The 24,968-nt window shown below is 69.0% G+C and carries 21 protein-coding genes; 12 read left to right on the top strand and 9 right to left on the bottom strand.

Annotated features, from left to right (window positions below; genetic code table 11):
* Positions 1-112: 112 nt before the first annotated feature.
* Complete coding sequence (locus BR39_RS0111785; RefSeq protein WP_035018305.1) at positions 113-2,017, bottom strand: TonB-dependent receptor domain-containing protein; 1,905 nt, start codon at positions 2,015-2,017, stop codon at positions 113-115.
* Positions 2,018-2,089: 72 nt separating this feature from the next.
* On the opposite strand from BR39_RS0111785, the gene BR39_RS0111790 reads away from it, so the two are divergent.
* Positions 2,090-2,995 carry a LysR substrate-binding domain-containing protein gene (locus tag BR39_RS0111790; protein ID WP_197026682.1) on the top strand — a complete coding sequence of 302 codons (906 nt, stop codon included), beginning with the start codon at positions 2,090-2,092 and terminating at the stop codon, positions 2,993-2,995.
* A 473-nt stretch (positions 2,996-3,468) separates the two neighbouring features.
* Here the strand turns inward: BR39_RS0111790 and BR39_RS0111795 are convergent, their stop codons facing one another.
* From BR39_RS0111795 to BR39_RS0111805, 3 genes are all read right to left on the bottom strand, one after another.
* Positions 3,469-4,125: a glutathione S-transferase family protein gene (locus BR39_RS0111795; RefSeq protein ID WP_029911732.1), complete on the bottom strand. Its 657-nt coding sequence runs from the start codon at positions 4,123-4,125 to the stop codon at positions 3,469-3,471.
* Between the two features lie 254 nt (positions 4,126-4,379).
* Positions 4,380-5,108, bottom strand: a complete 729-nt coding sequence (locus BR39_RS0111800) for an NAD(P)-dependent oxidoreductase (protein ID WP_029911734.1) — start codon at positions 5,106-5,108, stop codon at positions 4,380-4,382.
* A 48-nt stretch (positions 5,109-5,156) separates the two neighbouring features.
* A complete protein-coding gene (locus tag BR39_RS0111805) occupies positions 5,157-6,116 on the bottom strand; it encodes a DMT family transporter (protein WP_051695489.1) in 960 nt (319 codons plus the stop codon).
* A 132-nt stretch (positions 6,117-6,248) separates the two neighbouring features.
* Between BR39_RS0111805 and BR39_RS0111810 the strand changes: the two genes are divergently transcribed.
* Positions 6,249-6,695, top strand: coding sequence for an Lrp/AsnC family transcriptional regulator (locus tag BR39_RS0111810; RefSeq protein ID WP_029911738.1), 447 nt, complete (start codon positions 6,249-6,251; stop codon positions 6,693-6,695).
* Between the two features lie 321 nt (positions 6,696-7,016).
* Here BR39_RS0111810 and BR39_RS0111820 read toward each other — a convergent pair whose 3' ends face one another.
* On the bottom strand, positions 7,017-8,381 hold the full coding sequence (locus BR39_RS0111820) for an ATP-binding protein (protein ID WP_035018307.1): 1,365 nt from the start codon (positions 8,379-8,381) through the stop codon (positions 7,017-7,019).
* Entirely contained in the window at positions 8,381-9,106 is a 726-nt protein-coding gene (locus BR39_RS0111825; RefSeq protein ID WP_029911745.1) for a response regulator, read from the bottom strand. The genes BR39_RS0111820 and BR39_RS0111825 overlap by 1 nt, the downstream gene beginning before the upstream one ends.
* 255 nt (positions 9,107-9,361) lie before the next feature.
* Here BR39_RS0111825 and BR39_RS0111830 point away from each other — a divergent pair, with 255 nt between their 5' ends.
* The 3 genes from BR39_RS0111830 to BR39_RS0111840 all read left to right on the top strand — a co-directional run bounded on the left by BR39_RS0111830 (position 9,362) and on the right by BR39_RS0111840 (position 10,818).
* Positions 9,362-9,889 (top strand): RcnB family protein, encoded by a 528-nt coding sequence (locus BR39_RS0111830; RefSeq protein ID WP_029911747.1) that lies wholly within the window; start codon positions 9,362-9,364, stop codon positions 9,887-9,889.
* A gap of 70 nt (positions 9,890-9,959) precedes the next feature.
* Positions 9,960-10,352 carry a hypothetical protein gene (locus BR39_RS26480; RefSeq protein ID WP_156035724.1) on the top strand — a complete coding sequence of 131 codons (393 nt, stop codon included), beginning with the start codon at positions 9,960-9,962 and terminating at the stop codon, positions 10,350-10,352.
* A 19-nt stretch (positions 10,353-10,371) separates the two neighbouring features.
* Positions 10,372-10,818, top strand: a complete 447-nt coding sequence (locus tag BR39_RS0111840) for a hypothetical protein (RefSeq protein ID WP_029911751.1) — start codon at positions 10,372-10,374, stop codon at positions 10,816-10,818.
* A 110-nt stretch (positions 10,819-10,928) separates the two neighbouring features.
* Here BR39_RS0111840 and BR39_RS0111845 read toward each other — a convergent pair whose 3' ends face one another.
* Positions 10,929-12,194 (bottom strand): TetR/AcrR family transcriptional regulator, encoded by a 1,266-nt coding sequence (locus BR39_RS0111845; protein WP_029911755.1) that lies wholly within the window; start codon positions 12,192-12,194, stop codon positions 10,929-10,931.
* 378 nt (positions 12,195-12,572) lie between these two features.
* Between BR39_RS0111845 and BR39_RS25300 the strand changes: the two genes are divergently transcribed.
* From BR39_RS25300 to BR39_RS0111880, 7 genes are all read left to right on the top strand, one after another.
* Positions 12,573-15,008 (top strand): TonB-dependent receptor, encoded by a 2,436-nt coding sequence (locus BR39_RS25300; protein WP_035018308.1) that lies wholly within the window; start codon positions 12,573-12,575, stop codon positions 15,006-15,008.
* A 113-nt stretch (positions 15,009-15,121) separates the two neighbouring features.
* The gene (locus BR39_RS0111855) at positions 15,122-16,150 is read left to right on the top strand and encodes a serine hydrolase (RefSeq protein ID WP_029911758.1); all 1,029 of its coding nucleotides are present in this window, start codon (positions 15,122-15,124) and stop codon (positions 16,148-16,150) included.
* Positions 16,147-17,439: a DUF1254 domain-containing protein gene (locus BR39_RS0111860; RefSeq protein ID WP_051695491.1), complete on the top strand. Its 1,293-nt coding sequence runs from the start codon at positions 16,147-16,149 to the stop codon at positions 17,437-17,439. Before BR39_RS0111855 ends, BR39_RS0111860 begins: the two co-directional genes overlap by 4 nt.
* On the top strand, positions 17,436-18,917 hold the full coding sequence (locus BR39_RS0111865) for a sulfatase (protein ID WP_081916705.1): 1,482 nt from the start codon (positions 17,436-17,438) through the stop codon (positions 18,915-18,917). The genes BR39_RS0111860 and BR39_RS0111865 overlap by 4 nt, the downstream gene beginning before the upstream one ends.
* Before the next feature lie 12 nt (positions 18,918-18,929).
* Positions 18,930-19,238: an EF-hand domain-containing protein gene (locus BR39_RS0111870; protein WP_051695498.1), complete on the top strand. Its 309-nt coding sequence runs from the start codon at positions 18,930-18,932 to the stop codon at positions 19,236-19,238.
* A complete protein-coding gene (locus BR39_RS0111875; protein ID WP_029911766.1) occupies positions 19,235-21,277 on the top strand; it encodes a CRTAC1 family protein in 2,043 nt (680 codons plus the stop codon). Before BR39_RS0111870 ends, BR39_RS0111875 begins: the two co-directional genes overlap by 4 nt.
* Positions 21,278-21,447: 170 nt before the next feature.
* Positions 21,448-22,353 carry a helix-turn-helix domain-containing GNAT family N-acetyltransferase gene (locus BR39_RS0111880; protein WP_029911767.1) on the top strand — a complete coding sequence of 302 codons (906 nt, stop codon included), beginning with the start codon at positions 21,448-21,450 and terminating at the stop codon, positions 22,351-22,353.
* A gap of 41 nt (positions 22,354-22,394) precedes the next feature.
* On the opposite strand, the gene BR39_RS0111885 is transcribed toward BR39_RS0111880, so the two are convergent.
* Both BR39_RS0111885 and BR39_RS0111890 read right to left on the bottom strand, forming a co-directional pair.
* Complete coding sequence (locus BR39_RS0111885; RefSeq protein WP_051695501.1) at positions 22,395-23,660, bottom strand: PQQ-binding-like beta-propeller repeat protein; 1,266 nt, start codon at positions 23,658-23,660, stop codon at positions 22,395-22,397.
* Between the two features lie 600 nt (positions 23,661-24,260).
* Positions 24,261-24,965 (bottom strand): LytTR family DNA-binding domain-containing protein, encoded by a 705-nt coding sequence (locus BR39_RS0111890; protein ID WP_029911771.1) that lies wholly within the window; start codon positions 24,963-24,965, stop codon positions 24,261-24,263.
* Between the last annotated feature and the right edge of the window lie 3 nt (positions 24,966-24,968).

Raw genomic sequence — 24,968 nt, forward strand, 5'->3', positions numbered from 1 at the left:
CGGTTCGACGCCCCTTTTCCCGGGGCGCGGCGGGCCGCGTAGTGGCGCAAGTCCACCGGGCCAAGAAACCAGACGCCGCGGCCCGTTGTTCGCCGCCCGCTGAGGCTGAGGATCACCAGTCCACGGTAAGGCGCAGGACCAATTGGCGCGGTTGGCTGTAGACGAAGCTGTTGTCGCCAACGATGTCCCAGCTGTAGTCGCCGAGCAGATTGGTCGCCTGCAGACGAAGGACCGCGGTGCGGTCATGGAGCCTGAACCGGTAGCGTCCCCCCAGATCGACCACCGTGTGAGCGCCGACCTCGACGCGGTTGAGGCTGTCTGCCCAAGCTGGGCCAAAGTGTTCAACGGAAAGGTCGAGCGACAGCGGCGAGCCTGGCGCCCGCCAGTCCAGGCTGCCAATGACCTTGCGAGTTGGCGTGGCGATCGGTCGCTTGCCGATCTGGCCGGACAAGACTTCCTGGCCGCTCACGCGCGGGGAAAGCCAAAGGCCTCCGGCGACAAGCGTCAGCCCCTTGACCGGGGAGCCGGTGATCGAGGTCTCCACGCCGCGGTGGCGAACCTCGCCCAAGGCCCCAAAGTGCCCCGAAGCGTCGGTCCCAAAGTAGGGGCGGGTGATTTCAAAGCCGCCGCCGACCAAGGTGTATCCATTCAGCTTCAGCCGCACCCCGCCGTCGATCTGACGCGTCCTGATCGCGGGGGGCGCCTCATCGCGATTGGTGGCGGTTTCGGGCGCGACTACGCTCTCTTCCAGACCCGTGGCGATGCTGGCGTAGAGGGAGATCAACGGGTGAGCATCGGTCACCAAGGCCAGACTGTAGAGCCAGGGCCGATCTTGCGTCGCCGGTCGCGGCGCCCCCGGGCCGATGACGGTTTTCTCGTAGTCGAGTTTTTGCAGACCCGCTGAAAGGCGTCCCCAGCCCGGGAGGGCGGCGCTGTAGCTCAACCCTGCGGACCATTGGTCGACTTGAGCGAGCGATTGCGGCGTGAAATCAAAGTAAGGGCGCTGGGCCGGCGAGGCCATGCCAAACGGGGCGTCGGGGAGGGTCGCACGGACTGCGCCGCCATGGCGCCGCATCTGCGAGCGGCCGCGCGTGATCAGGGCTATACGATGCTCGACCGCGCCAGCGATGATGACCTTCGCCAGCCCGATTTCGCCACTGGCGGAAGCGGCCCGCCGACCGGGGTAGGCGCTTACAGAGCGCCCCGCCGGCTCGCCTAGTGGGGCCGCCTTCAGGAAGACGCTGTGGCCCTCCAAGACCTCGGTGACGGAGTAAAACAAGCCGGCCCGAACGGCGAGCCCGGCGGCCTGACCACGCGCCAGCAGGCCGGCGTTCATGCGTTCGGTTTCAACGTCGGCCCAGTCCTGGCCGAGGAAACGCCGACGAACCAGTTTGTCGGGCGCGCTCTTCCCATCGCCCTGAATGATGGGAAAGATGTCCTCATCGCCGATCTTGACGCCGCTCCAGAAGGCCCGGACATCGGCGTTCGGCGTGATCCGCAACGCGGCGATCACAGCGCCCTGAAAGACGTCGGCGTTGTTTCCGGAAGCGTATTCGCTGCGGGCGACGCTGGCGCCGCCGCCAAGCGACAGGCGTCCGGATAGGGGCGTATGACCGTCAATCTCGACCAAACCGCCTCCAAAGCTATTGGTCTGGAAAACCGTACTGAGCGAGGGCGGACCTTCGGGCTGACGGAGTCGATAGTCGACGATGCCCGACGGCGCGGGCAGGCCGTAGCCCGCTGCGGTGAGCCCGACCCGGATCCTGTTGCCTGCCACCAGACGCGCGGATAAGTCCGCTTGCCGGTCGATGTAGAGGCCCTCGATGCGGACATTGCCCGCGTCGATGGGCGAAAAGCCCCGCACATCGGCAGGACCGTAAAGACCAAGGTCCTCACCGCCGTCATTGGAGCCGAACGCGTCTTCGGCATTGGCGATGGCGTTCTCATCGGCCCGCTGCGCCGCAGCTTGGGAGGCAGCGACGAGGCTCAGGGCGATCGTGAGACTGACAAGCTTCATCCCATGAACCTGGCAGAGCTCGGCCTCTTGACATAGCGCACGGATCGGCCGGCACATGTGCGTATGACGCACATGAAGACCTTGCCCCCGCTCGAGAGCCTCAGCGCGCTGCTTGCCGCGGCGGACCAGGGCAGTTTGTCTGCCGCCGCCGAGGTCCTCGGGGTCACTCACGGGTCGATCAGCCGCCGCATCGCGACCTTGGAGACCTGGCTCGGCGCCCCGGTTTTCGATCGCCATGGCAGAGGCGTGCGTCTGACGCCGGCTGGCCGCCGGTTCCTGACCGACGCGCGGCGCGCCGTCGAGATCTTGAGCGAAAGCGCCCAGCCTTGGAGGCAGCCCAAGGGGCGGCCAACCGTTCGCCTTAGCGCGGTGCCCTCTGTCGCGCGCCTCTGGCTGCTGCCTCGCTTGAAGCGACTGGAGCGAACAGATCTGCGGGTGGAGGTCATGACCGAGCACCGCCCAGCGGACCTGGGCGCGCGTGAAGCCGACATCGCCATCCGCTACGGCCACGGCGGATGGGAGGGTGTGGAGGCCAAGCCGCTGATCACCGAAACCTTGCTGCCGGCCGCTACGCCGGAGATCGCCGATCGGATCGGCGCGGCGCTGGAAACCCACGTCCTGGAGGACATGCCCCCGCTGCTGCACGACTCAGACATATCCCAGTGGCGTTTATGGTTGCGTGAGGCGGGCCTCGCCTACCGGCCCCGCTGGCAGGATCGGCGGTTTGAGGACTACGACACGGTCTTGGCCGCGGCTAAGGCGGGACTTGGCGTGGCCCTCTTGCGCCGGCCTCTGGTGGAGCCCGGTCGGGCGCTGTCTGGTTTGGTCAACATTAGCGATCGTGTCAGCCCCAATCCCAAACAGCACTACATCTGCCTGCGCGCGGGAGAGGGTCGAGGCGCGGTGCTCGAACTGGCCGCTCGCCTTGTCGCCATACAAGCAATCGATGCCTTGCCTTCAGATGGAACGACCCCGTAACCGGTCGGGTATGCGCCTCTCGTGCGGCCGAGAGGCGCCCACATCGCCGCGGTCATGGACCAGGTCAGCAGATGCACCGCCCAAAGTTGCCACTCCGCTGGCGCCGCCACGACCTAGGTACCCAAACCAGCACGCTAAAGCCGGCGATCATCACCACTAAGGCTGGGATGGCCAAAAGTGCGCGTTCGCCGCTGATCAGGGCGATGGCGGCGGCGAAACGGAAAATGGCCGTCAGGACGGCCGATGCTTGTTGTCCGAGAGCGACCAGGCCGGCGCCGGATCAGCCGTGCCTTTCAAAGCGCTGATGTGCCTCACCGAAAGGGCCGACGCTCACAGCCCCAAGCCGATGCAGGTCAGGCGCAAGCGCCGGGCGCGCGCCTGGGTCCAATCTGATTTCGACGACGCGCCCGTTCAGACTGGCTCCCAAGCCCCTGTCGGTTTGGAGCCGAGAGGATGAGGCTTGGCCCGCAGCGTCAACGCCAGAGGGAAATACCCTCCCGCTCCAGGCACCGCTGCACTGCGGGCCTTTGTTCCAGACGGCGCGCGTGCTCGGTCCAGGACGGGTATCGCCCCGGCATGTCGATGCCCATGCGGTTTCCCCACCTGTAGAAAACAAGCAGATACGGGTCGACGATCGAGTAGGCGCCGCCAACGGCCCAAGCCTCGTCCTGCAACCTGCCCTCGACAAGGCTGAAAGCCGCGTCCAGGTGCTCCCTGCCCTTGTCGATGATGGCGGGGAAGCCTTGGCTCTGATCGCAGAAATAGTCGGGCCGCCATATCATCCTGACGGCGACCGCGTGCACCGTCCCCGACAGCCAGTTGAACCACTCGATCGATCGAAAAAGATCATCGCCCTCGGGGTTGAGGAGTTTGGCGCCGGGATGGGCCAGGCCCAGATAGACGAGGATGGCGGGCGCTTCGGTGATCACACGATCGTCGTCCGCCAGGACGGGAATGCGGCCCTTGGGATTGAGCGTCCGAAACCACTCCGACTTGGTTTCTGGATGCCCTGGCGACATCAAGGCGATCTCATAGGGTTCGCCGATTTCTTCGAGGACGATGTGCGGGGCGAGCGAACATGAGCCAGGGGCCGCATGGAGCGTGTTCGTGCTTGAGCCACTTGATGACATCCCCAACCTGTTAAGACCAAGGCCCCGCCCCCCTGGCCGCGCCTAATCGGCGCGGCCAAGTCTTGGACGGTCAACGCCAGGACCAGCCCCCACGCGCTCTCGTCCCTTGCCGGAGACGACGCTTGTTTCAGGCAAGGCCACTGTGCGCGAGCCGCCGCGCCGAGGCTTTCATCGTGCGGTCTTGGTCAGGGGTTTACGGAAGGGTTGGGCGAGCGGCCGGCGAGGCCACGGGCGCGCCGCGCCTTCAGCCTTGTTCAGGCGTCGAGGCGGAACCCTGGCCGCCAGCCCAGTTCGGCCAGGGCCTTGGCGTTGTCGGCCTCGGCGCCGCTCTCCGCGATGTTGTAGACCCCGTGGCGCCCTCGCCCGACGGCCAGGCTCGCGGCGTAGGCGGCGGCGTCGACGTGCAGCGGCGAGGCGCCGTCGGGCGCCATGGACCATGCGCCAGGACCGTATAGCTGGCCATAGCGCAGGACCACGCCGTCCACGCCCTCCGTCTGGAGCGTCGCGGCCTCCAACGGAACGACGCCCTCCAGGATCGTGGTTCCTCGCATGCCGCTGGCGGCCAGGTCCAAGGCGTGCTGCTCGGTGTAGGGGGGCGTTCCAGGCGCGTAGGCCCAGGCTATGCTCTGGGCGATCACGCGGGTGGTTCCGGCGGCCGCCGCGGCGCGCATGAGGTTCTGCGTGCCTACCCGCCGAACGCGCGCATTCGACTTGCGGGTCGCGTCGGGACTGGCGGCCAGGCCGGCCAGATCGGTCAGCTGATTGATGACGACCCTTGGCCCTGCTTCACAGACGGCCTGCTTCAAAGCCTCGGCGTCCAGAACATCGACGATGACGGCCTGCGCGCCGGCGGCTTGGAGCCAGCGGGCCCGTTCGGCCGAGCGCGTGGCGCCGACGACGGCGTGACCGTCCCGCAGGAGCAGCGCAACCAGGCGCCGCCCGATCACGCCGGACGCCCCGGCCACAAACACCCTGTCCTGCATCCTCTTTGTCCTTCTCACGCCCGCCGTGTCGGCTCGCCGCCTGCGCGGTCAGGCGACCGGCGATCGGCTCGGTCGTTTCGAGCGCGCCGCAGCGTCCAGCTCGCCGGTCCGGCCTCGCCCCTGTTCACGGCCCGGCAAGCCGCTGGGCCCTTGGCCGAAAACCTGGACCCCCAGGATGGCGATCAGGATGATCGCCCCGCCCACATACTGCAGGCCCGAGAACGAACGGTGCAGGATCAAGGCTTCCGACAGGATCGTCACGACGGGATTGATGAAGGACAGGGCCGCGGCGGTCCCTGGGTTCAGCTTCTGGAACGCGCCATAGAGAAGAATGTACATCAGCCCGGTATGGACGACGCCCAGCGTGACGAGACTTGCGATCGCGCCGGTTCGAGGCGGCGGCAGGCTGGCGCCCAGGAACGGCAGCAAGACCAGCGACCCTGCGACAAACTGGATGAGCGCCACCAAATGGGGCGGCGTGCCGCGCAAGGCTTTGGCCGACAAGGCGGCCAGGGCGTAGAAGAAGGCCGCGCAGACGGCGCAGCCCAGGCCCGCCAGGAACTCGCCGCCCCGGGCTTGGTCGAGGCCGGTCGCCGCGACGATCGCCAGACCCGCCAGCCCCACCAGCGCCCAGAGGATGTGGGCCCGGCGAATGCGCTCGTGCAGGAACCATGCGCTCAGGCCCGCCAGCATGAAGGGCTGAAGATTGTAGACCAGTCCCGATATGGAGATGGTCGCGCGCCGATAGGCCGCGAAGAGGAAGATCCAGTTGGCCAGCAGCGCCGCGCCGCCCAGCAAGGAAAGCCTCATCGTGCGCGCGCTGAAATGAGCGGCCGCCAGATAGCCGCGTCGCCAACAGACCAAGGACAGCACCAGGCTGCCCAGCAGGCAGCGCCACAGCACGATCGAAACTTCTGACTGCCCGGAAAAATAGGCGAAGATTCCGATCGTTCCCGCCAGCGCCATGGCGCACGCCATCTCGATCCTGCCCTGGCTCTGCTGGTCCATCTCTCGCCTCCGTCATCGTGAGGCCCTGAGCATAGCGAGGTTGAAAATGCGACGACATGCAGCAACAAAGGTCGTTCCCGACTCATGCCATCAATACGAAGTTCATCCGGCCGCGACGCTTTGGATCAGAAAATGGACCCCATAGACACCACCCTGCTTTCCATCCTCCAGGCCAACGCCCGCATCTCGATGAAGGCGCTGGCCGGGCGGGTTGGCCTGTCGCCGCCGGCGACGGCCGAGCGTATGAGAAAGCTGGAGACGAACGGCGTCATCGAAGCCTTCACCGCGACGGTGAACGCCAAGGCGGTCGGCTACACGCTGGAAGCGATCGTTCGCGTTCGTCCGTTGCCGGGGAAGCTTCACCTCGTGCAGGATTTGCTCGAGACGACGCCCCAGGTGATCGAATGCGACAAGGTGACCGGCGACGACGGGTTCGTCGCCAGGGTCGTGGCCCAATCGATCGAGCATCTGGACGACCTGCTTGAACAGATCGCCGAGAAGGCCCAGACGAGTTCGGCCATCGTCAAGCGCAAGGTCGTGTCGCGGCGAAATCCCGCCGTGGCGCAGGAAGGCCGCTAGAGACCGGCCGTCGAGGTTTCGCTGAAGGCTGGCGGGAAAGCCGCGTCGCGGGCTCGGAACTTGGTCGGCCGGTCCGGTCGCCGACCGCGCCGCATCAGCCAAGGTGGGTCAACGGACCTTGGACGGGGACCAGCCCACGAGGGCGGCCGCCGGCGTCGCCGTTTAGGCTTGGCCATGGTCGGGCGAGCGCGCCGGCGGAGTCCCCGGCGCCAACTTGAACAGGGCCAGGACGGTCAAGACGGTCATGGCCAAGCTGGAGGACAGGAAGACGCCGACGGCCACCACCTTGGGCGCCGGGCCCGGGACGGCTGGAGGCCATGTCTAGACCTTGGCCGCAGCGCGAAGATGCAGTTGGGCGCTCAGCCCTCCGCCCTCCCGGTTGCCGATGACCAGGCGCGCCCCCTGGCTCTCCGCCAGCGCCTGGACAATCGCCAGGCCAAGACCCGAACCGCCGGTCTGCCGCCCGCGCGAGGTTTCGAGCCGCTCAAAGGGCAGGGTCAGGCGGGCCAGGGCCTCCTGGGGCACGCCCGGGCCTTCGTCCTCGACCGCCACGAGCGTCTTATCCCCCTCGCGCCGAGCGCTGAGGGTCGCGCCGCCGCCGTAGCGCACGGCGTTGTCCACCAGGTTGGCGAGCATCCGGCGCAGGGCCAGGGGCGAACAGTCGACCGGCAGGGGGCCGGCGCAGTCCGGCGCGATCGTGACCGCCTCGCCAAGGTCGCGGCGGGTCGCGACGAGCGCCTCCAGCTCGGCGGCGACGTCGACACGCCTTTGCTGCGGCGCGCCCGACGCGCCGACCTCCCGCGCGAAGGTCAAGGTGTCGTCCAGCAGCAGGCTCATCTCCTGAAGATCGTTCACCGCGCGTTCGCGCTGTCCAGGATCGTCGATGAACTCCACACGCAGCCGCAGCCGGGTCAGATAGGTGCGCATGTCGTGGGCGATGGCGGCCAGCACGCGCGTGCGGTCCTCGACCAGGGCCCGGATGGTGCGTTTCATGCCGTTGAACGCGGCCGAAAGCTCCTTGATCTCGTGCGCTCCGCCCTGGGAAAGGTCCGGCGCGGCCAGGTCGTCGGCGAAGGCGCGCGCCGCCCCCGCCAGGGTCCGTATCGGCCGGGCGGTCTGGCGCAGGCACACCAGCATGACCAACCCGAGGATGGCCGCGCCGATGGCGCCGATCAGCAGGGCTCGGTCAAGGAAGCGGCGCACGGCCAGCGGCTGCTTGCGCTCGATGATCAGCGTCTGTCCCGTGCGAAGGTCGACGACCAGGCGCACGGGGCCGGCCGCGCCGACGCCGCGTTCCGGGGAGCCGACAATCGGCGCATTGGACCGCGCCTGCACCTGGAAGGACCGACCGCCCAATCCCTCGGCGTAACGGGCGAACAGCCGCTCGAGCCGGGGCGCGGGGCGCATGGCCGGCGCCGGGCCGTCCGAGGCGGAACCGCGCTCCAGGCGGACCGCGGCCGCATCGCTGTTCATGGCGTGGACAATCGCCGGCCGCAGGTTCTCCGGCGCGGCTTCGAGCACGTCGGCCATCGCCGCGGCCTGTTCCGGCGAGGGCAGCAGGAAGCTGGGACTGCCGGACCGGCCCGGCCAGAACACCACCAGAAGAAGCAGCACCTGGAAGGCGACCGCCCCGGCCAGGAAGACCGCGGCGAGGCGTACGGCGAGCCTGTCCAGGCCAAGCCGCATCAGTCGCGTTCCACCGTGGGCGAGAACAGATAGCCGCCGCCGCGGATGGTCCTGATCAGCTTGCCCGGCTGGTCGCGCAGCTTGCGCCGAAGACGGCTGAGCTGGACGTCGACGGTGCGATCGTAGGGCGCGGCCGATCGCCCGCGGGTCCAGTCGAGCAGTTGGTCGCGGTTGAGCACCCGTTGGGCGTGGGTCAGGAACACCATGAGCAGGTCGAACTCGCCGCCGGTCAGTTCGACGATCTCGCCATCGGCGTCCTGCAGGCGCCGCGCGCCGGCGTCCAGCGTCCAGCCGGCGAAGCGGTAGATCTCGGGCGTGGCGCGCTGGGGCGGGCGATGGCTTTGGCGGGTGCGGCGCAGGATCGCGCGGATCCTGGCGGTGAGTTCGCGGGGATTGAACGGCTTGGCGAGGTAGTCATCCGCCCCCAGTTCGATGCCCAGGATGCGGTCGATGTCGTCGCCCTTGGCGGTGACCATCACGATCGGGACGTCCATGGCGCTGGTCAGCCGCCGACAGATCGACAGGCCATCCTCTCCGGGCATCATCAGGTCGAGCACCACAAGATCGACGCGCTGGCGCGCCATGACCCGATCAAGATCGGCCCCGCCGGCGCAGGACGCCACCTCGAAGCCCTCGCGGCCGAGCAGGTCCGCGATCAGGGTGCGAATTTCAGGATCGTCCTCGACCACGGCGATCAAGGTCGTCTGTGCTGACGTCGTAGACATAGAGGTTCCCGTGCGAGACGGATTGTGTCTGGCCCACCATGGCGCCCGGCGAAAGGCGGCAAAGCCCACTCTTACACTTTGATACACGTCGGCAAAGTCGAGGTTACAGCCGGCGCGGCCCGTCGCCGCGGGCGCGCGACATTCGGTTACTCTTCGACGCGAGTCGGTCATCGACGCCTTACAGATCACCGCGAGATTCGCCTCCAATCAACAACCACCGTCCGCCGCGTTCGGCCGGTCTTTTGGAGTCGTCCCGTGAAGCGCCTTATTCTCACTCTCCTGGCGGCGACGACGCTCGTCGCCCCATTGGCCGCCAGGGCCCAGACCCACGAGCGCCACGAGGATCGCCGAGACCGCGTCGAGGATCGCGTCGACCGACGGGAGGATCGCCGCGACCGGGCCGAGGATCGCATCGATCGCCGCGAGGACCACTGGGATCGGGTCGAAGACCGGGTCGACCGCCGCGAGGACTACTGGGATCGGGCCAATCGCGAGTGGTGGCGCGGCCGACCCGAGTTCGTCGGGTATGTCGGCGTGCGCCCCGGTTACGGCTTCGCCCCCGGCTACGGGTACTACCGCATCGCCCCGATCTATTCTGGCCGCCGCTGGGCCGTCGGGGGCTATGTGCCGGCCGACCTGCGCCGGTACGTCGTGGTCACGCCCGCCTTCTATCGGCTGCGCCCCGCGCCCCGCGGATACGCCTGGATCTATGTCGGCAACGACATCGCCCTGGTCGCCGTGGCCAGCGGCCTGATCACCGAGATCGTCCGCGCCGTCTGGTAGGTCGCGATACACTTCGTAACCCAGCGTTGCCGAGAGGTCATCGGCTCGCTACACGCCAGGCCCACTCCTGATGGGCCTGGTTTCAGCCTTTCAAGAGCATTCCGCCGTGTTCATAAAACCGCTTCGCCAAGGCCTGGCCCTGGCCGTGGGCGCCGTCATCCTCATCCTGGCCGCGCAGGCCTGCGCGGCCGAATTCGACGATGCGCCGATCCCGGCGCGGCCCGCCCATGGCCTCCAGGCCGCGGCGAGCTCGCCGGCGGCGCTGGCCGCCGCGGACGGAACGCTGCGCGGGCGGCGCCAGCGGGCCGGCGAAGACCGCGCTCCCTCCGACTGGAGCACGGTCTATCGCGGCGGCGGCGAGGCGCGTCCCGCGCCTCGCCCGCTTGCCGAGGATCGCGCCCGGCCCCGTCCCCCACGCCTTCCTCGCCCGGGCGACCGCGGCCGCGGCCGCTCGCGCCGATAACCCAGTCCGGAGATCCTCCATGCGAAGCCTGATCGTCTATCCCTTGCTGTTGACCCTGACCGCCTGCGCCTCGGCGCCGACGCCAGCCCCGGCCGGCGCGGCGCGGCGCGGCGACCCGGCCGCCCTGCTGGCCAACGCCGACGCCGATCGTGACGGCCGCGTGACGCTGGCGGAGTTTCATGACGCGCGGGTTCGCCTCTTCGATCGCCTCGATCGCAACGGGGACGGCTTCGTGTCGGGCGAAGACGCCCCTCGGCGGCGCGCCCGCCGCGCGCCGGGCGGCGGACGTCTGGCGGAACTCACGGCCGGACTGGACCGCAACGGCGACGGCCGCGTGGCGCGCGCGGAGTTCGTCGACGGGCCATCGCGTCTCTTCGATCGCGCCGACGCCAATGGCGACAAGGTCGTCGACGCCGCCGAACTGAACAGCCTGCGCGCGGCCCTGGCGGCGATGCGCCGGCCTTGACCCTCTTCCCCGCGAGCCGGTCGTCTCCCCCACTCCGGTTCGCGGGAAGCGCCGACCCCGTCGGCGCCGCCGGCGCGACCCCCGCCTCGGTTCCGGGGCGCGCCGGCGGATTATGCTTCGGCGAGGGGCGAGAGCAGGCCAAACAGAGCCGCGCGGGCGCAGAGACCTCCAGCCTCGGCCGGCGGCGCGTCCGCGCAGAGGGCGCGGATCTCGTCGGCCGCGTTGACGGCGGCGGCGATGACCTGGGCGGCAAGGAAGGGATCGACGCGACGCACGGCCCCCGCCGCGCTCGCATCCGAGACGACGCCGGCCAGATGCTGGGTCACGCGGGTCCACTGCAGCATGACCGCCTCGCCCAGGTGTTCGGGCAAGGCGCCCAGGACGACCGCGCGCAGCAGCGGCCCATCCTCGCCCGTCTGGAACGCCGTCAGCCCCGTGACGAGGCCCGCCACCTGGGCCCAGGGATCGTCGCTGGACGCTTGGGCCGCCCGCATGATCGCCCACATCGCCGCGAACGAACGCTCCGAGCAGGCGCGCACGACGTCGTCCTTGGACTGATGATGATGATAGACCGAGCCCTTGGTGACGTTGACCGCGGCGCCGATCCGGTCGACCGACGCGCCGCGATAGCCCAGTTGGTTGATGATCCGCGTGGCGGCTTGATAGAACGCCCAACGCTGCGCGGTCGGATCGGCGGGCAGCGCCGCGGCCACGATGGCGTTGACCGCATGGTCGGACGGCAAGGCGCGTTGCTCGCAAAGCCCGTCGGCGACGATGTCGAACAGGCGGCGCGCGCAGCGCGGGTAGTCGCCAGGATCGACCTGACGCGACCAGGCGACGGCCCAGAACAGGTGGGTCAGGGCCAGCTGGGCCCGTCCGCGGCGGCGCGCCCTGTCCAGCGGCGGGGCGTCGGGCGCCTCGAACAGCTTGGCCGTGTCCCGAAGGAGGGCGGCGTAGAGCTCCACCACCTCCGGGCCCTGGGCCTCTCCCAGGGCCTGGAGACTGCTCAACATCACCAAGGGCGGCTCAAGGCCGGCGGCCTGTCGCCCCGCGCGCTCGAAGAAGAGCGCGTAAAGGGCTTCGACGCGCGCGCGCGCGCTCTGCGCCGCGCCGGCCTGGGCGACGAGGACGCGATAGGCCGCCAGGGTCTGGGACACGCAGGCGCTCGCCAAATCCTCCTTGCGGCGGAAGTAATAGGTCAGGTTGGCCTTGGTCATGCCGACCGTGGCCGCGACATCGGCGAGCATGAGCCCATGCAGGCCGTGGGCGTTGATCTCCTCGGAGGCGGCCGCGACGATCTCGGCCCGTCGGCGATCGCGGTTCGAGGTCGAATAGCGTCGCCGCGGCGGCGCCTCGCTCAGGCGGGTGTCGGTCAAGGCTCAGATCCTGTGGGCGGTCGGCCTCCACATACCCGCAGTTGCGATTTTCTGAAAGTCGGAGCTCTGCCTGAACGGGCGGGCCGGGTCGCCCTGCTTAAGGCGTAGTTCTGTCCATACCGCCAGGAAGGCAATCGGAACTGTGCGATGTCCCTGACGATTTTCACTCAGGTTTTCCTGTGATTCTTCGTGAGAGTCCGGGATATCGGGGCCGCTAAAACATACCCTAAATAAAAATATTTGACGGGAGCGCGGAGGTCCGCATAGCTTGGCCTAAAGCCGGTCGGCCGCGACCGATACGGCAAAGAAAATTTTAGGGAGGATGCGACGTTGCAAGCGAGGACTTCGAGAACAGCCGCATGGCGGTGTGGTGCGGCCGTGGCCGCGCTCTCGGCCTGCCCGGTGGGCGGTGAGGCGCTGGCGTTCCAATCGGCCCAGGCCGATCCGGGCCAGTTGGGCGAGGTCGTCGTCACCGCGCGTCGGCGCGATGAACTGTTGCGCGACGTGCCCGCGGCGATCACCGCCATCACCCAGGACCAGGCTTCCGTCCTGGCCCTGGATCGAACCGAGGACTACCTGCGCCAGGTCCCCAGCGCGACCCTCGTGACCTCGGGACCGGAATACATGAACGACATCACCATCCGGGGACAGGGCGGCGGGCGCCTGGCGTTCTCGGAGACGGCCACGGGGCTCTTTCGCGACGGCATGTACGCCGCGGGCGGCGGCTTTGGCGGCCGCTCGCTCAATCGCATGGACCTGTTCGACGCCGCCCGCGTGGAGGTGATGCGCGGGCCCCAAGGCGCCCTGTTTGGCCGCAACTCGGTCGGCGGCGCGATCAATGTGATCACCAACGAGCCGGGCACGGGCGGGACGCGGATCACCGCCCGCTACAGCGATCCGGACCGCCGCGATTTCGAAGGCGTGGTGGATCTGCCGATCGGCCAGTCGTACGGCGTGCGGTTGGGCGCGTACGCCATGCGGCAGGACGACGGTTTCGTTCACGACGCGGCGAGCGGCGCGGCGATCGACAAGCAGAGCGCGTCGGGCGCGCGCCTGGCGGCCAAGGCCAGGCCGAGCGACAGCCTGAGCCTTGGGCTGGTCTGGGAATACTCGACCAGCAAGGCGCCGTCCTTCGCCAGCCTGGGCCACCGCCCCACCCGCATCGACGGCGCGATCCTCGACCCCAGCCCCTTCCTGCGGGCAGGCATGAACCGCAACGGCGTGGCCAAGATCGACGAGAACCTGGTGATGCTGAAGGCCGACTGGGTGCTCGGCCCGGCCGACCTGACGGTGCGGATCGCCCGCACGGATCGTGACGGCGGTCGCTTCAACGAGGACGGCGATCATTTCAACGGGACCACCGGCGTCGACGTCGCGCCCGGACCCACCGTGCTCTACCAGGATACAGCCGGCTTCCAGGACGAGACCTACGGCCAGACCGCGGGGCAGGCCTACCTGAAATCCAATTCCGGCGGCCGCCTCAGCTGGCTGGTCGGCGTGGAGGTCATCGAGTCGACGAGCGACGTGGTGACGCAGGCCCGCTATTGCCCCGACTACACGGGCGCGGCGCTTCCCCTGACGACGGGCTGCGTCGTCGGCCTGGCCGGGACCTTCACGCCGCCGACCGCCGCGGGCTCCGCCGCCGGAACCCTGGCCCGCTCCACGGGGCGGCTGGGCGCCAACCACGACGCCTTCAGCGAGAAACTGACCTCCTATTCGCTGTTTGGATCGCTCGACTACCATCTGACCGAAGACCTCACGCTTGGCGCGGAACTGCGCGTACAGTCCGACGACAAACGCTTCGGCTTCGAGCGCTATTCGGAAGACCCGCTGGTCTATTTCGGCGCCGGCGCGCCGCCTCCCGGCCTGATGGCGCCGATCACGGTCGATCCGGACGGGGCGGGCCCGCTCCCGGCCGCGCCGGTGCAGTTCTGCCCGCCCGGCCTGACCGCGCCAAACTGCGCGCCGGGACTTGAGACGGCTCGACTCCAGGCCGGCCGTTCCTGGACGGTGTGGACGCCGGCGGCGACCCTGCGCTGGGCCTACGCGCCCGGCCAGAACGCTTTCCTTCGCTTGGCCACCGGCTACCGGCCAGGCGGGTTCAACACCAACCTGGCGCCCAACACCGCTCGCGCCTCGCTCGCCGAGGGTCTGCTCTACGATCCCGAGTACGCCTATTCCTACGAAGCCGGCTGGAAGGGGGACTTGTTCGGCGGCTTCCTGCGCGGCGAGGCGGCGGCCTTCTACGTCTGGACCAACCAGGTGCAAGTCGCCAGCGCCCCGTCGGCGACCTCGCGCGGCTTTGTGCTGCAGAACGCCGGCGACGCCCATGTTTATGGCCTCGAGCTCGAGGTGCGGCGGGTGCAGCCGATCGGCCGGGGTCGATTGACCTTGAGCCTGGGCTACTCGACCCAGGACGGCGCGTTCGAGCCTGGCGCGCGATCGCTTTCGGATCTCAACGGCGACGGCGTCCCCGAGCTGATCGACCTGGACGGCAAGCAGCCGCCGCGCCTGCGCGACTATCAGGCCACGCTGAACATGCTCTACAGCCGGCCGCTGTCGGCGGGCCTGAACGGCTTTGTCAGCGCCAGCGGCCAGTTCGCCCACGGCGGCTTCCAGAACCCGCCCAACACGATCGGCTATCCCGGCTACAATCTGTTCGACGCGCGCCTGGGGCTGCGCGCTCAGGGGTGGCAGGCGTCCCTCTTCGGGCGAAACCTGGGCGACCAGACCTACGTCCTCAACAACGTCTCCAACAACAACTACTGGAGCCAGCCGCGCGTCGTGGGCGTCGAGCTGACCTTCAAGCGCTGAGCTACCTCCCTGGCGGTCGCCGGCGATCCGGCGGCCGCCGCCTTTTTCCATGGTTTCCCATGCACGATCTTGATCCTTCCTGGCCAGGACCGACGCTGAACCGGCGCGGCCTGATGCTGACCGGCCTGGCGGCGATGGCGGCCGGCTGCGCCAGCGCCGCGCCGCGCGCTTCGGACGGCGCGGCCGACGCGCTGGTGCAGCGTTTCCTCGACGCCTCGGGCCTGGCCGACTGTTCGATCACCGTGATGCGTGGCGAGCAGGCCCTCTACACCCGCTATCGCGGAGGCTATGGCCCCGGCACGCTCGTGCCGATCGCTTCGGCCTCAAAGTGGATGGTCGGCGCCACGATCATGACCCTGGTCGACGACGGTCTGCTGTCGCTCCAGGCGCCGATCGGCGACTACGTGCCGGGCCTGCCGGAGGCCTACGCGGCCCTGCGGCTGGATCAGCTGATGTCGTTCACGGCCGGCCTGCCGGGCCTGCGCGAGTTCATCGAGCTCAGGCAGCCGGCCGACATCAGCCTGACGGAGTCGGCCCAGCGGGCGGCCCGCACCCCGCTGGCCAATCCGCCCGGCGCCCAGTTCGACTACGGCGGACCTAACCTGCAGTTTGTGGGCGCGGCGGCCGAACAGGTGACCGGCAAGACCTGGAGCCTCCTTTTCGCCGAACGCTTGGCCGGGCCGCTGGGCATGCGCGCGACGCTCTGGGGGCGCGTGCGCCAGGCGCCCGATCCCAAGGCGCCGGTCGCCAACCCCGTCTTGCAGGGCGGGGCCTGGACGACCCTGCCCGACCATGCCGCCTTCCTGACGATGATCGCCCAGGACGGGGTGCTGCAGGGGCGCCGGGTCCTGTCGAGCGCGGCGGTGCTGGCCATGGACACGGTGATGACCACCGGGGTGCGCAAGGGCATGTCCCTGCCGGGCAACGTGGCCGGGCAGGGCGAGTACATGATCGCCCACTGGTGCGAGCGACTGGAGGGCGCGCGCTGCACCCTGTCGTCCAGCCCCGGCGCGTTCGGGGCCTATCCCTGGATCGATCGGCGGGCGAATCTTCATGGGGTGCTCCTGGTGCAGGACCAGCGGCCGCGCATCGCCGCCGCGGAGTTCGCGCTGCGCGACGGCCTCACGGAGCTCTTCCAATGACCGCCGCCGCGCCCGACCTGCAGGCGCTGCGCGCCGCCGCGCGCACCGCCTGGCTCTACGCCCTGCCGCTGATCGAGCTGGCCTCCACACGGGCCCGATCGCTGGCCCAGGGTTTGCCGCTGAACACCTTCGGCCACCGCGCCACCCTGGCCGACCACCGGGCCCGGGCCGTGACCACGCCCAACAACGACACGCTCTACTCGACGGCGCAGGTCGACCTGTCGCGCGGCCCCGTCAGCATCGCCATACCCCGCACGGCCGACCGCTACTTCTCCCTGGCCCTGATGGACGCCTACACCAACAACTTCGCGGTGCTGGGCACGCGGACCACGGGCGGCGACTTTGCGGTCTTCACCCTGGTGGGGCCCAACGATGCGGCGACCGGACCCAATGTCGTCCGCGCGCCGACACCGCAGGTCTGGGCCCTGGCGCGCGTCTTGGTCGACGGCCCCGACGATCTTGAAGCGGCCAAGGCGATCCAAGGGCGCCTGGCCATTCAGGGGCCCGCCGCCGATCCGCCGGGCGGCCTGGTCGACCGCGGGGCGTCCTGGGAGCTTTATTTCGCCAGCGCCGCCAAGCTGATGGCGCTCAACCCGCCGCCGGTCACCGACTGGGCGGTCCTGGCGCGGATGGAGCCGCTGGGGCTGGGCGACTTTGATCCCGCGCGCTTTACGCCCGCCCAGGCCGCGGCCATCGCCGCCGGGGTGGAGGAGGCGCGCCGGGAGGTGCGCCGCGAGGATCTTGGCGGCAGGCTGCTGGTCGACGGGTGGTCCTACCCGCCCAGCCGCTTGGGCGACTTCGACCAGGCCTATGATCTGCGCGCCGCGGTGGCCCTGGCCGCCCTGGCGGCCCTGCCGCCGGCCGAGGCGATGTACATGCGGTCGGTGGGTGACCTGCCGGGCGGCATGCTCGACGGCGCCCGAAACTGGCGGCTGCACTTCGCGGCCGGCGCCCTGCCGCCGGTCGACGCTTTCTGGTCGCTGAGCCTCTACGAGGCTTCGGGCGACGGCCAGTTCTTCTTCGCCGACAATCGCCTTGGGCGCTACGCGATCGGCGACCGCACGCCCGGCCTCGTGCGCAACCGTGACGGTTCGCTCGACATCTGGATCGCAAACGCGCCGCCGAACGCCGAGCGCCAGGCCAACTGGCTGCCGGCTCCGTCCGCGCCGTTCGCCCTCTTCATGCGGGCCTATCTGCCGCGGCCCGAGCTGCTGGACGGTCGCTATCGCCTGCCGCCGATCGAGCCGGCGGGGCAAGCCCGCGCCAAACGCCCGGAGCGCCGATCATGAGACGACTGGCCCTTTTGACCGCCGCCGCCCTGGCGCTGAGCGCCTGCGCCCAGGACACCGGCCGCGCCTCGCAGACTCCCCGGCCGCGCCTGGCCGCCAGCGAGCGTGTTCGCCCCAACATCATCGTCATCATGGCTGACGACCTTGGCTATTCGGACGTGTCGACCTATCCCGGCGGCCGCATTCCCACGCCCAATATCGACCGGCTCGGCGGCGAGGGCGTGGTCTTCACCGAAGGCTATGTCACAGCCCCCATCTGCTCGCCCTCGCGGGCGGGCCTGATGACCGGGCGCTATCAGGAGCGGTTCGGCTTCGAGTACAACAACGGCCCCGACACCCGCGACGCGGCCGAGCACCTGGGCCTGGCGCCCGATGAGATCACGCTGGCCCAGGTGATGCGTGGCGGCGGCTACAGGACCGCCGCCATCGGCAAGTGGCACCTGGGCTGGAACGACGAGCATTACCCCACCCGCCGAGGTTTCGACGAGTGGTGGGGCTTCCTGGCGGGCCAGAGCAACTACATCGACCCGCGCGATCCCAAGGCGATCAACGTCGTGCCGCCCCCGGCCCCCGGCGCGCCGATGACCAGCATCGTACAACCCTACGACAAGACCAGCCGCTTCACCCAGGTGATCACCGGACCCGACCGCCAGGTCGTCGATGTCGGCGACCGATACCTGACCGAGGAGATCACCGCCCAGGCCATCGGCTTCATCGATCGCAACAAGGACCGGCCCTTCTTCCTGCACCTGGCCTACAACGCGCCCCACACGCCTCTGCAGACGACCAAGAAGTACTACGACCGGTTCCCCGACATCGCCAATTCCCGCGACCGGGTCTATGCGGCCATGGTCAGCGCCCTGGACGACGGCGTGGGCGCGGTGGTGGACCACCTCGACAGGGTCGGGCTTGGCGACAACACCATCGTCATCTTCATGAGCGACAACGGCTGCGCGGCCTATGTGCCGGGACTCTGCAGCGCCCAGACGTTGTCGGGCGGCAAGCTGACCATGCTTGAGGGCGGGGTGCGCGTGCCGTTCATGATGCGCTGGCCCCGTCGCATCAAGCCGCACACCGTGCACACCGCGCCGATCTCGAGCCTGGACGTCTTCCCGACCGTGGTGAGGGCGGCCGGCTTGAAGTCGCCGCCGCGCCCCTATGACGGCAAGGATCTCATGATCCAGGTCGCGGACGGGGCGGTGTGGTCGCGCCGACCGCTCTACTGGCGCTCGACGCCGATCCGCGCGGTGCGCGAGGGCGACTGGAAGTATCTCGAGACCTATGACGGCGAGCGGCTGCTCTACGACCTGAAGGCCGATCCGCGCGAGACGGTCAACCTGGCCTCCCGCGAACCGCAACGCGTCCAGGCCCTCAGGTCCAAGCTCGACGCCTGGGAGAGCGACAAGGTCGCGCCCGCCTGGAAGCCCCGGTTCGTCGAGTTCGACTTCGCCGGCCGCCATTTCAAGTATCAACCCTGAAGGACACAGATCATGCGCAACACCATCATCGCGGCCGGCGCGTTCGCGACCCTCCTGACCTGCGGCCCGGGCGCGCCGGCCATGGCCCAGATCCCGGACGTGGAGCCGATCTTCAAGACCTGGGACACCAATGGCGACGGCCATCTGACCAAGGGCGAGTGGCTGGCCGCGGGTCGCCAGGAGGAGGGCTTCGTGCGTGTCGACACCGATCGCGACGGCAAGGTGAGCCTGGCCGAACTCAAGGCCGCGGTCGCCAAGATGCAAGGCGAGCAGGATCCGCCCTCGCGCGGCGGCGCCGGCGCGCCGGACAAGCGTCCGTGACCGTGCGGCGCTCGGCGCTGGCCCTTGGCCCGCTGCTGGTGCTGCTGGCGGCCGGCGCGGCGCACGCGCGCGCCCCCGCCTGCGCGCCGGCCCTGCGCGCCATGCCGCCCGGCGACGCCACGGCGGACGCCGCCGGGACAGGCCAGATGTTCGAAAGCATCGCGGTCGACGGGGTCACCGATGTGATGGCCTCGACCAACAGCGGCGTCCTGGCCGACTTCGACCAGGACGGCCAGGTCGACATCCTGCTGGTCCAGAGCAGCGGCAGCGTCACGCGGCCCGAGGGCAAGCTGCGCCTTTTGCTCAACAAGGGCTGCTTCCGGTTCGAGGCCCACGACCTGGCGATCATGGATGCGCCGTTCAGCGCCGAGCGCCTGGGCGCGCAGACCCAGATCGCCAATGTCGCCGACTTCAACAAGGACGGCTTTCTGGACGTGTTGCTGACCCGCAGCCGTGGACCGCTGGCCAGTCCATCGAGCGGCAACAGCCTGCTGGTGTCGGATGGCGCGTTCGACCGCTTCCGCGATCTCGGCCCGAAGATGAGGATCACCAACGACCAAGCCTATAACCGCGCCACCGCGATCGGCGATCTGAACGGCGACGGCTGGCTCGATTTCGCGGTGGGCGCCGACAATATCGGCAACACGCGCCAATACGGCATTCCACGCCATCGGCTCTATCTCTATCGCCCCGCCGCGTCGGGACGGTTCGAGGACGGCCGCTACGAGGATCTCTCCGACAGCGGCGTGGCGCCGGACTTTCCGGGCGACTTCGCCTGCAACGCCCGGCGCGACCGGGCCGGACCCGACATCCTCTTCCGCGACCTTGACGGAGACGGCGACCTGGACATCGTCCAGTCCTACCACGTCGACATGAACGGGGCGCGGGCGGGTGATCTATGCGCCAGCGCCGAGTACGACACCGGCGTCTGGGTCTGGCGCAACCGCCTGGCCGACAGCGGCGTCTTCGGCTTTGACAAGGTCACGGGCAATGGCCTGGCCGAGGAGGGGCGGGCGGTCTACGATCCCTCGACCGAACGCTTCGGGGTGGGCAAGTCGGCGATGAGCCTGCCTTACCTGTTCTCGGGCGACGTCGACAACGACGGGCGCCTGGACCTTCTGGCCCTGGGCCCGACCGATCCCAGCTGGACGGTGAAGACCGATCCGGCCGCCGTGCGGTTCTGGCGCAACAAGGGCGACTTCCAGTTCGAGGATCAGACCCGTCAGAGCGGGCTTTCGGTGCTGGATTGGACCTACCGCCAGTGGGCGGCCTTCTGGGGCGCGACGTTGCCGGCCAAGACCCTGTTCGACCAGATGGCCTGCAAGTACAACGAGCTGCAGGTCTCGATCTGCGGTCCGATGACCATCGGCGACTACAAGTTCTACCACGCCGACGCGTTGCTGGAGGACTTCGACAACGACGGGAATGTCGACCTCCTGGTCGCCGACCGCCGCGAGGCCGACGGCATGTGGGGCCTTCTGCGCAACGTGCTCTTCCTGGGAGATGGTCGCGGCGGCTTCAAGCCGGTCAAGACCGAGGTCTCGGGGATCGACCGCAATTCGATCGCCATGGAGGCGAGCGACCTCAACGGCGACGGCCTGGTTGACGTGGCCTTGTTCGCCAGCCCCTATAACAGTTATCCGCCGAACCTGCCGTTCGTGCCGCCGCTCCCGGCCGACCGCAGGCTCAACACCGTCTACTGGAACACCGGGGCGCATGGCGGCCGCGCCAACCATTGGCTGAACCTGCGCTTCACCGGGGTCGAGGCTGGCCGCCTGATCGGGGCGCGGGTCGAGCTCTACGACGGTCAGCGGCTGCTGGGCAGCCGTCAGCTGCAGACGGCCCAGTCCTACAAGTCCGGCGGCGAACTGACCGCGCATTTTGGCCTTGGCAAGCGCAAGACGGCCGACCTGCGCGTGCGCCTCAGCGACGGCGAGGTCAGGACCTTCGCCAAGCTGGCCGCCGACAGCGGCTATGTCCTCAACCTCGCCGACGGCGGCCGAACGGCCAGCAAGCCTGGATCACAGCGGGGAGGATAGCGCCCAGGCAGGAGGCTCGGGCCACCGCGTCCGCGCCGTCGCCTAGGCGACGGCGCCCCCTGGCGATTGGCCCGCGAGGCCGGCGCGCAGCGGCGGCCAAGGAACGCGCAACGCGGGCGGCGTCGACAAACGTCTCGCCAACGCCATTTTATCTGACTAAGGTCAGAGATATGTCCGGCGACGAAACCCAGGTCCGTCAGTTCAATCGCGCCATCACGCGTCGGATCGGCGTGCTGGAGAACGACTATCTGGCGCTGGGGCGATCCCTCGGCCAAGCGCGGCTGCTCTACGAGATCGACAACAGCGATGGCGACCTGCTGACCCTGCGCAAGCGTCTGGGGCTGGATTCTGGCTATCTCAGCCGTCTGCTCGGTCTGCTTCAGCGCCAAGGCCTGGTGCAGGTGTCGGCCAGCCAGGACGACGCGCGCCGTAGGACCGCGACATTGAGCACGCAGGGCCGTCGGGCCAAGGCCGAATACGACACGGTGGCCGACGCCTTCGCCGAGCAGATCCTCGCGCCGCTGAATCGGGGCCAAAGGGAACGCCTGTTCCAGGCCATGGACACCGTCACCCGGCTGATGAGCGCCCATGCCGTCACCATCGCGCCGGCAGGGGGCGACGAACCCGCGGTCCGGGCCTGCGTCATCCGCTATTTCGACGAGCTTGCCGAGCGCTTCGAGGGCGGCTTCGACGCCGAGCGCTACACGACGCGGTCTGCGGAAGCCGACTTCCGTCCTCCGTCGGGGGCCACGCGCCTGGCTTGGCTGGATGATCGGCCCGTCGGCTGCGCCAGCCTCAAGACCCTTGCGGCCGGCGTCGGAGAGATCAAGCGCGTGTGGGTGGCGCGCGAGGTCCGCGGCCTGGGCGTGGGCGCGCGCCTAGTGCGGGCGCTGGAAGCGGATGCGGCGGGTCTGGGTCATTCGCGCCTTCGCCTTGGGACCCATCGCGCGCTGACCGAGGCTCAGGGCCTTTACCCTCGGCTAGGCTATCGGCAGGTCGCCCCCTTCGACGATGACCCCTTCACCCACGTGTGGTTTGAGAAGGTCGCGCCGTTCGCGGCGTCGCCAGGATCGTGAGGAAGGCCGAGGGCTAGGGCCCGCCGCGTCCGGGGCGACGTTCACCGCGCCGCCGTGGCCGGGCGATAGGCGAAGAGCTGGCCTCGAATGGTCGGAACATAGACCGTGCCGTCCTGATCGATCGTCGTGCCGACGGTGAACAGGGTTCGTCCGGGCAGGCGCTCGCGGTCCTTCTCGGCCCCGGTGGCTGTGTCGACGACGACCAGATCGTTCTCGCCCTGTCCGCTCGAGACCGTGGCGTAGGCCAGGCCGTTGGCCGCCTGGGGCGGCAGGCCGTGGTTGATCTGGTCGTCGCGGCGCCAGAGCAACTGGGCGCTCCCGCCCTTGTCCTGGACCGCCAGCAGAACGCCGCCGCCGCCGCCGGCCGGCATGATCAGGCCGCGCGGCGAGGACGAGACGCTGCCGCCAGACTCATGGCCCATGTCGAAGCGCCAGATCGTCTTGCCGCTGGCGGCGTCCAGCGCCTGCAAGCCGCCGGCGTTGTCGGTCAGATAGAGACGCTTGCCGTCCGCGGACAAGTCGGGGCTGGCCGCGCTGCCGCCGGGCAGGGCGTCGTTGGTCCATAGCGGCGTCAGGGACGGGTGTTTTCCTTCCTTCAGCCGCATGGCCCTTAAGCCCGCGTTCGGCGCGCCGGGCGTCCAGAAGGTGAAGAAGACGGTCCCATGGGCGTCGATCGCCGGCGTGTTGGCGCTGGGGCATTCGGGAAGTCCGCGCATGCACGCCATCGCCCCTTTAGCCGGGTCGAACGTCGCGCCCGGGACGAGCTCCAGCGGCGGCAGGATCGGCCTTCCGTGGTCCCGATCCAGGACATAGATCCGGCCGATATGGGTGATGAACAGCAGGTTGCCCGCCGGCGTGAACTGGGCCGATAGCGGCGCGCCGACAATCGGGGTTCTCCACAGCACTTTTCCGTCGTGGTCGTAGGCCCTCATCGCGCTGCCATCGGCCAGGAAGATGCGGCCGTCTCGATCGAGCAAGGGCGAAGACGACACCGCCATCTTGTCCAGGTCCTGCGCGCACCAGAGGGTTTCGCCGGTGGCGCGATCCAGGGCGTAGAGGCGACAGCCGGGCGCGGAGGTGGTGACATAGACCCTTCCGGCGCCGTCGGCGGTGGCGCCCAGATTGATCATCCCGCCCGGGAACTGGCGCGTCCAGGCCAGGGTCAGGTCCGAGGGGCCGCGAACGTCGGCATAGTCGCTGTTGGCGGAGTCGGCGTGGGCGGCCGACCATCCGGGCTGGTAGGCGCCCGTCACGCGGCTCTCGGAGGCCGCGTCCGCCGCCCCCCCGATCGCCAGAGCCGCGACCATTACGCTCGCCGCCAGCCGGCGCCCGCGCCCCGTTCTGTCTCCGATCATCGCGTACGCTCCGCCTGGTCTTGTCGCCGGAGCGCGGGTGCGCGCTCCGGCGGGCGTAGGGTCGCATCGCGCTTGACGTCTGCGATGTCGCCAGGGTGTCGAAGGGTGTCGAACTGTATCGGCGACCTTGGCCTTGCTAGAGTCTAACTAGGTAGTAGAAGGCTGGCGCTGTTGTTTGAGCGGCATGGCGGCTCGCGCTTAAAAGGGGCGAGCATGTTTTCGCACCGTTTTCGGATAGAATATCGCTGCGAGCGGGTCAGCGATAAAGCGGTGCTGAGGCGCAAAACTACTGCGCGCGTTTTCGTCGGCGTATTCGTCGCGCTTCACCGGCCGCGCGGTTTCCGGACAGGCGATGACGCCCGGCGCTGAGATCTTTCGTTATCCCGCCGCTCGCCAGACGATCCATCGACTTGGGGACGACTGACCCCCGCACCGTCCTTGCCTCGCTGACGCGAGGTCAGGTTCATTTCAGATCGCCTCGCCGGCCGCATCGACTTGGCGAGGCGGCTGGATCACCCGCCGCCGACGCGAGGCGGTCGCCCGGGCGGGCCTTCAGTACCAGCCGGCCTTGCGCAACGCTCTGGCGTAGGCGCGGCTCACCGGCGCTCTGGATCCGCCCTTGATCTCCAGCGTCGCGCGACCGTCACGACGCTGAGCGCCTTGGACCGCGCTCTTGGCCACCCACCAGGAGCGATGGGTTTGGGCGCCCTCTATCGTGTCGAGCTCGGTTAGCGCGTCGCGAAAGCGCATCAGAATAAGGTGCTGACCAAGCGAGGTGTGCAGGCGCAGATAGTGATCTTCGGCCTCGACGGCGAAGACCTCAGCATCACGCAGGCCTGGTGAGAGCCGATCCAGCAGACGTGGCGCCGCGCCACGAGTCAGCGTGCGGGCCTCCAAGTGCTTGGCCTGAGCCAAGGCGTTCACCGATCGCACGGCCATGGCGATGATAAGAACGGGCGGCAAATAAACCGTCAGGAGCCGTGGGCCCATAGAGCCGTGAAACCTCAGTTGGCCAATCAGCCAGACTAGAACGGTGATCGGCGGCGTGACGGCCAAGGCGACCAGAGCGCCAAACAAACAGGGGCGCGCTTTGACGGCGCCCACTCGGCCAATCCAAGCGCTGGCGATGGCGGCGAGCAGCGCCCCGACCAGGCATAGTCCCACCCAGTAGACGAGCCGCGAGACGATTGGCGCGGCGTCCGTTTCAAACGCGCCGACCAGGGCCAGGAACACGCCAGCCAACGACGATACGGCCAAGGC

The organism is Caulobacter sp. UNC358MFTsu5.1, assembly GCF_000712075.1.
GTDB lineage: Bacteria > Pseudomonadota > Alphaproteobacteria > Caulobacterales > Caulobacteraceae > Caulobacter.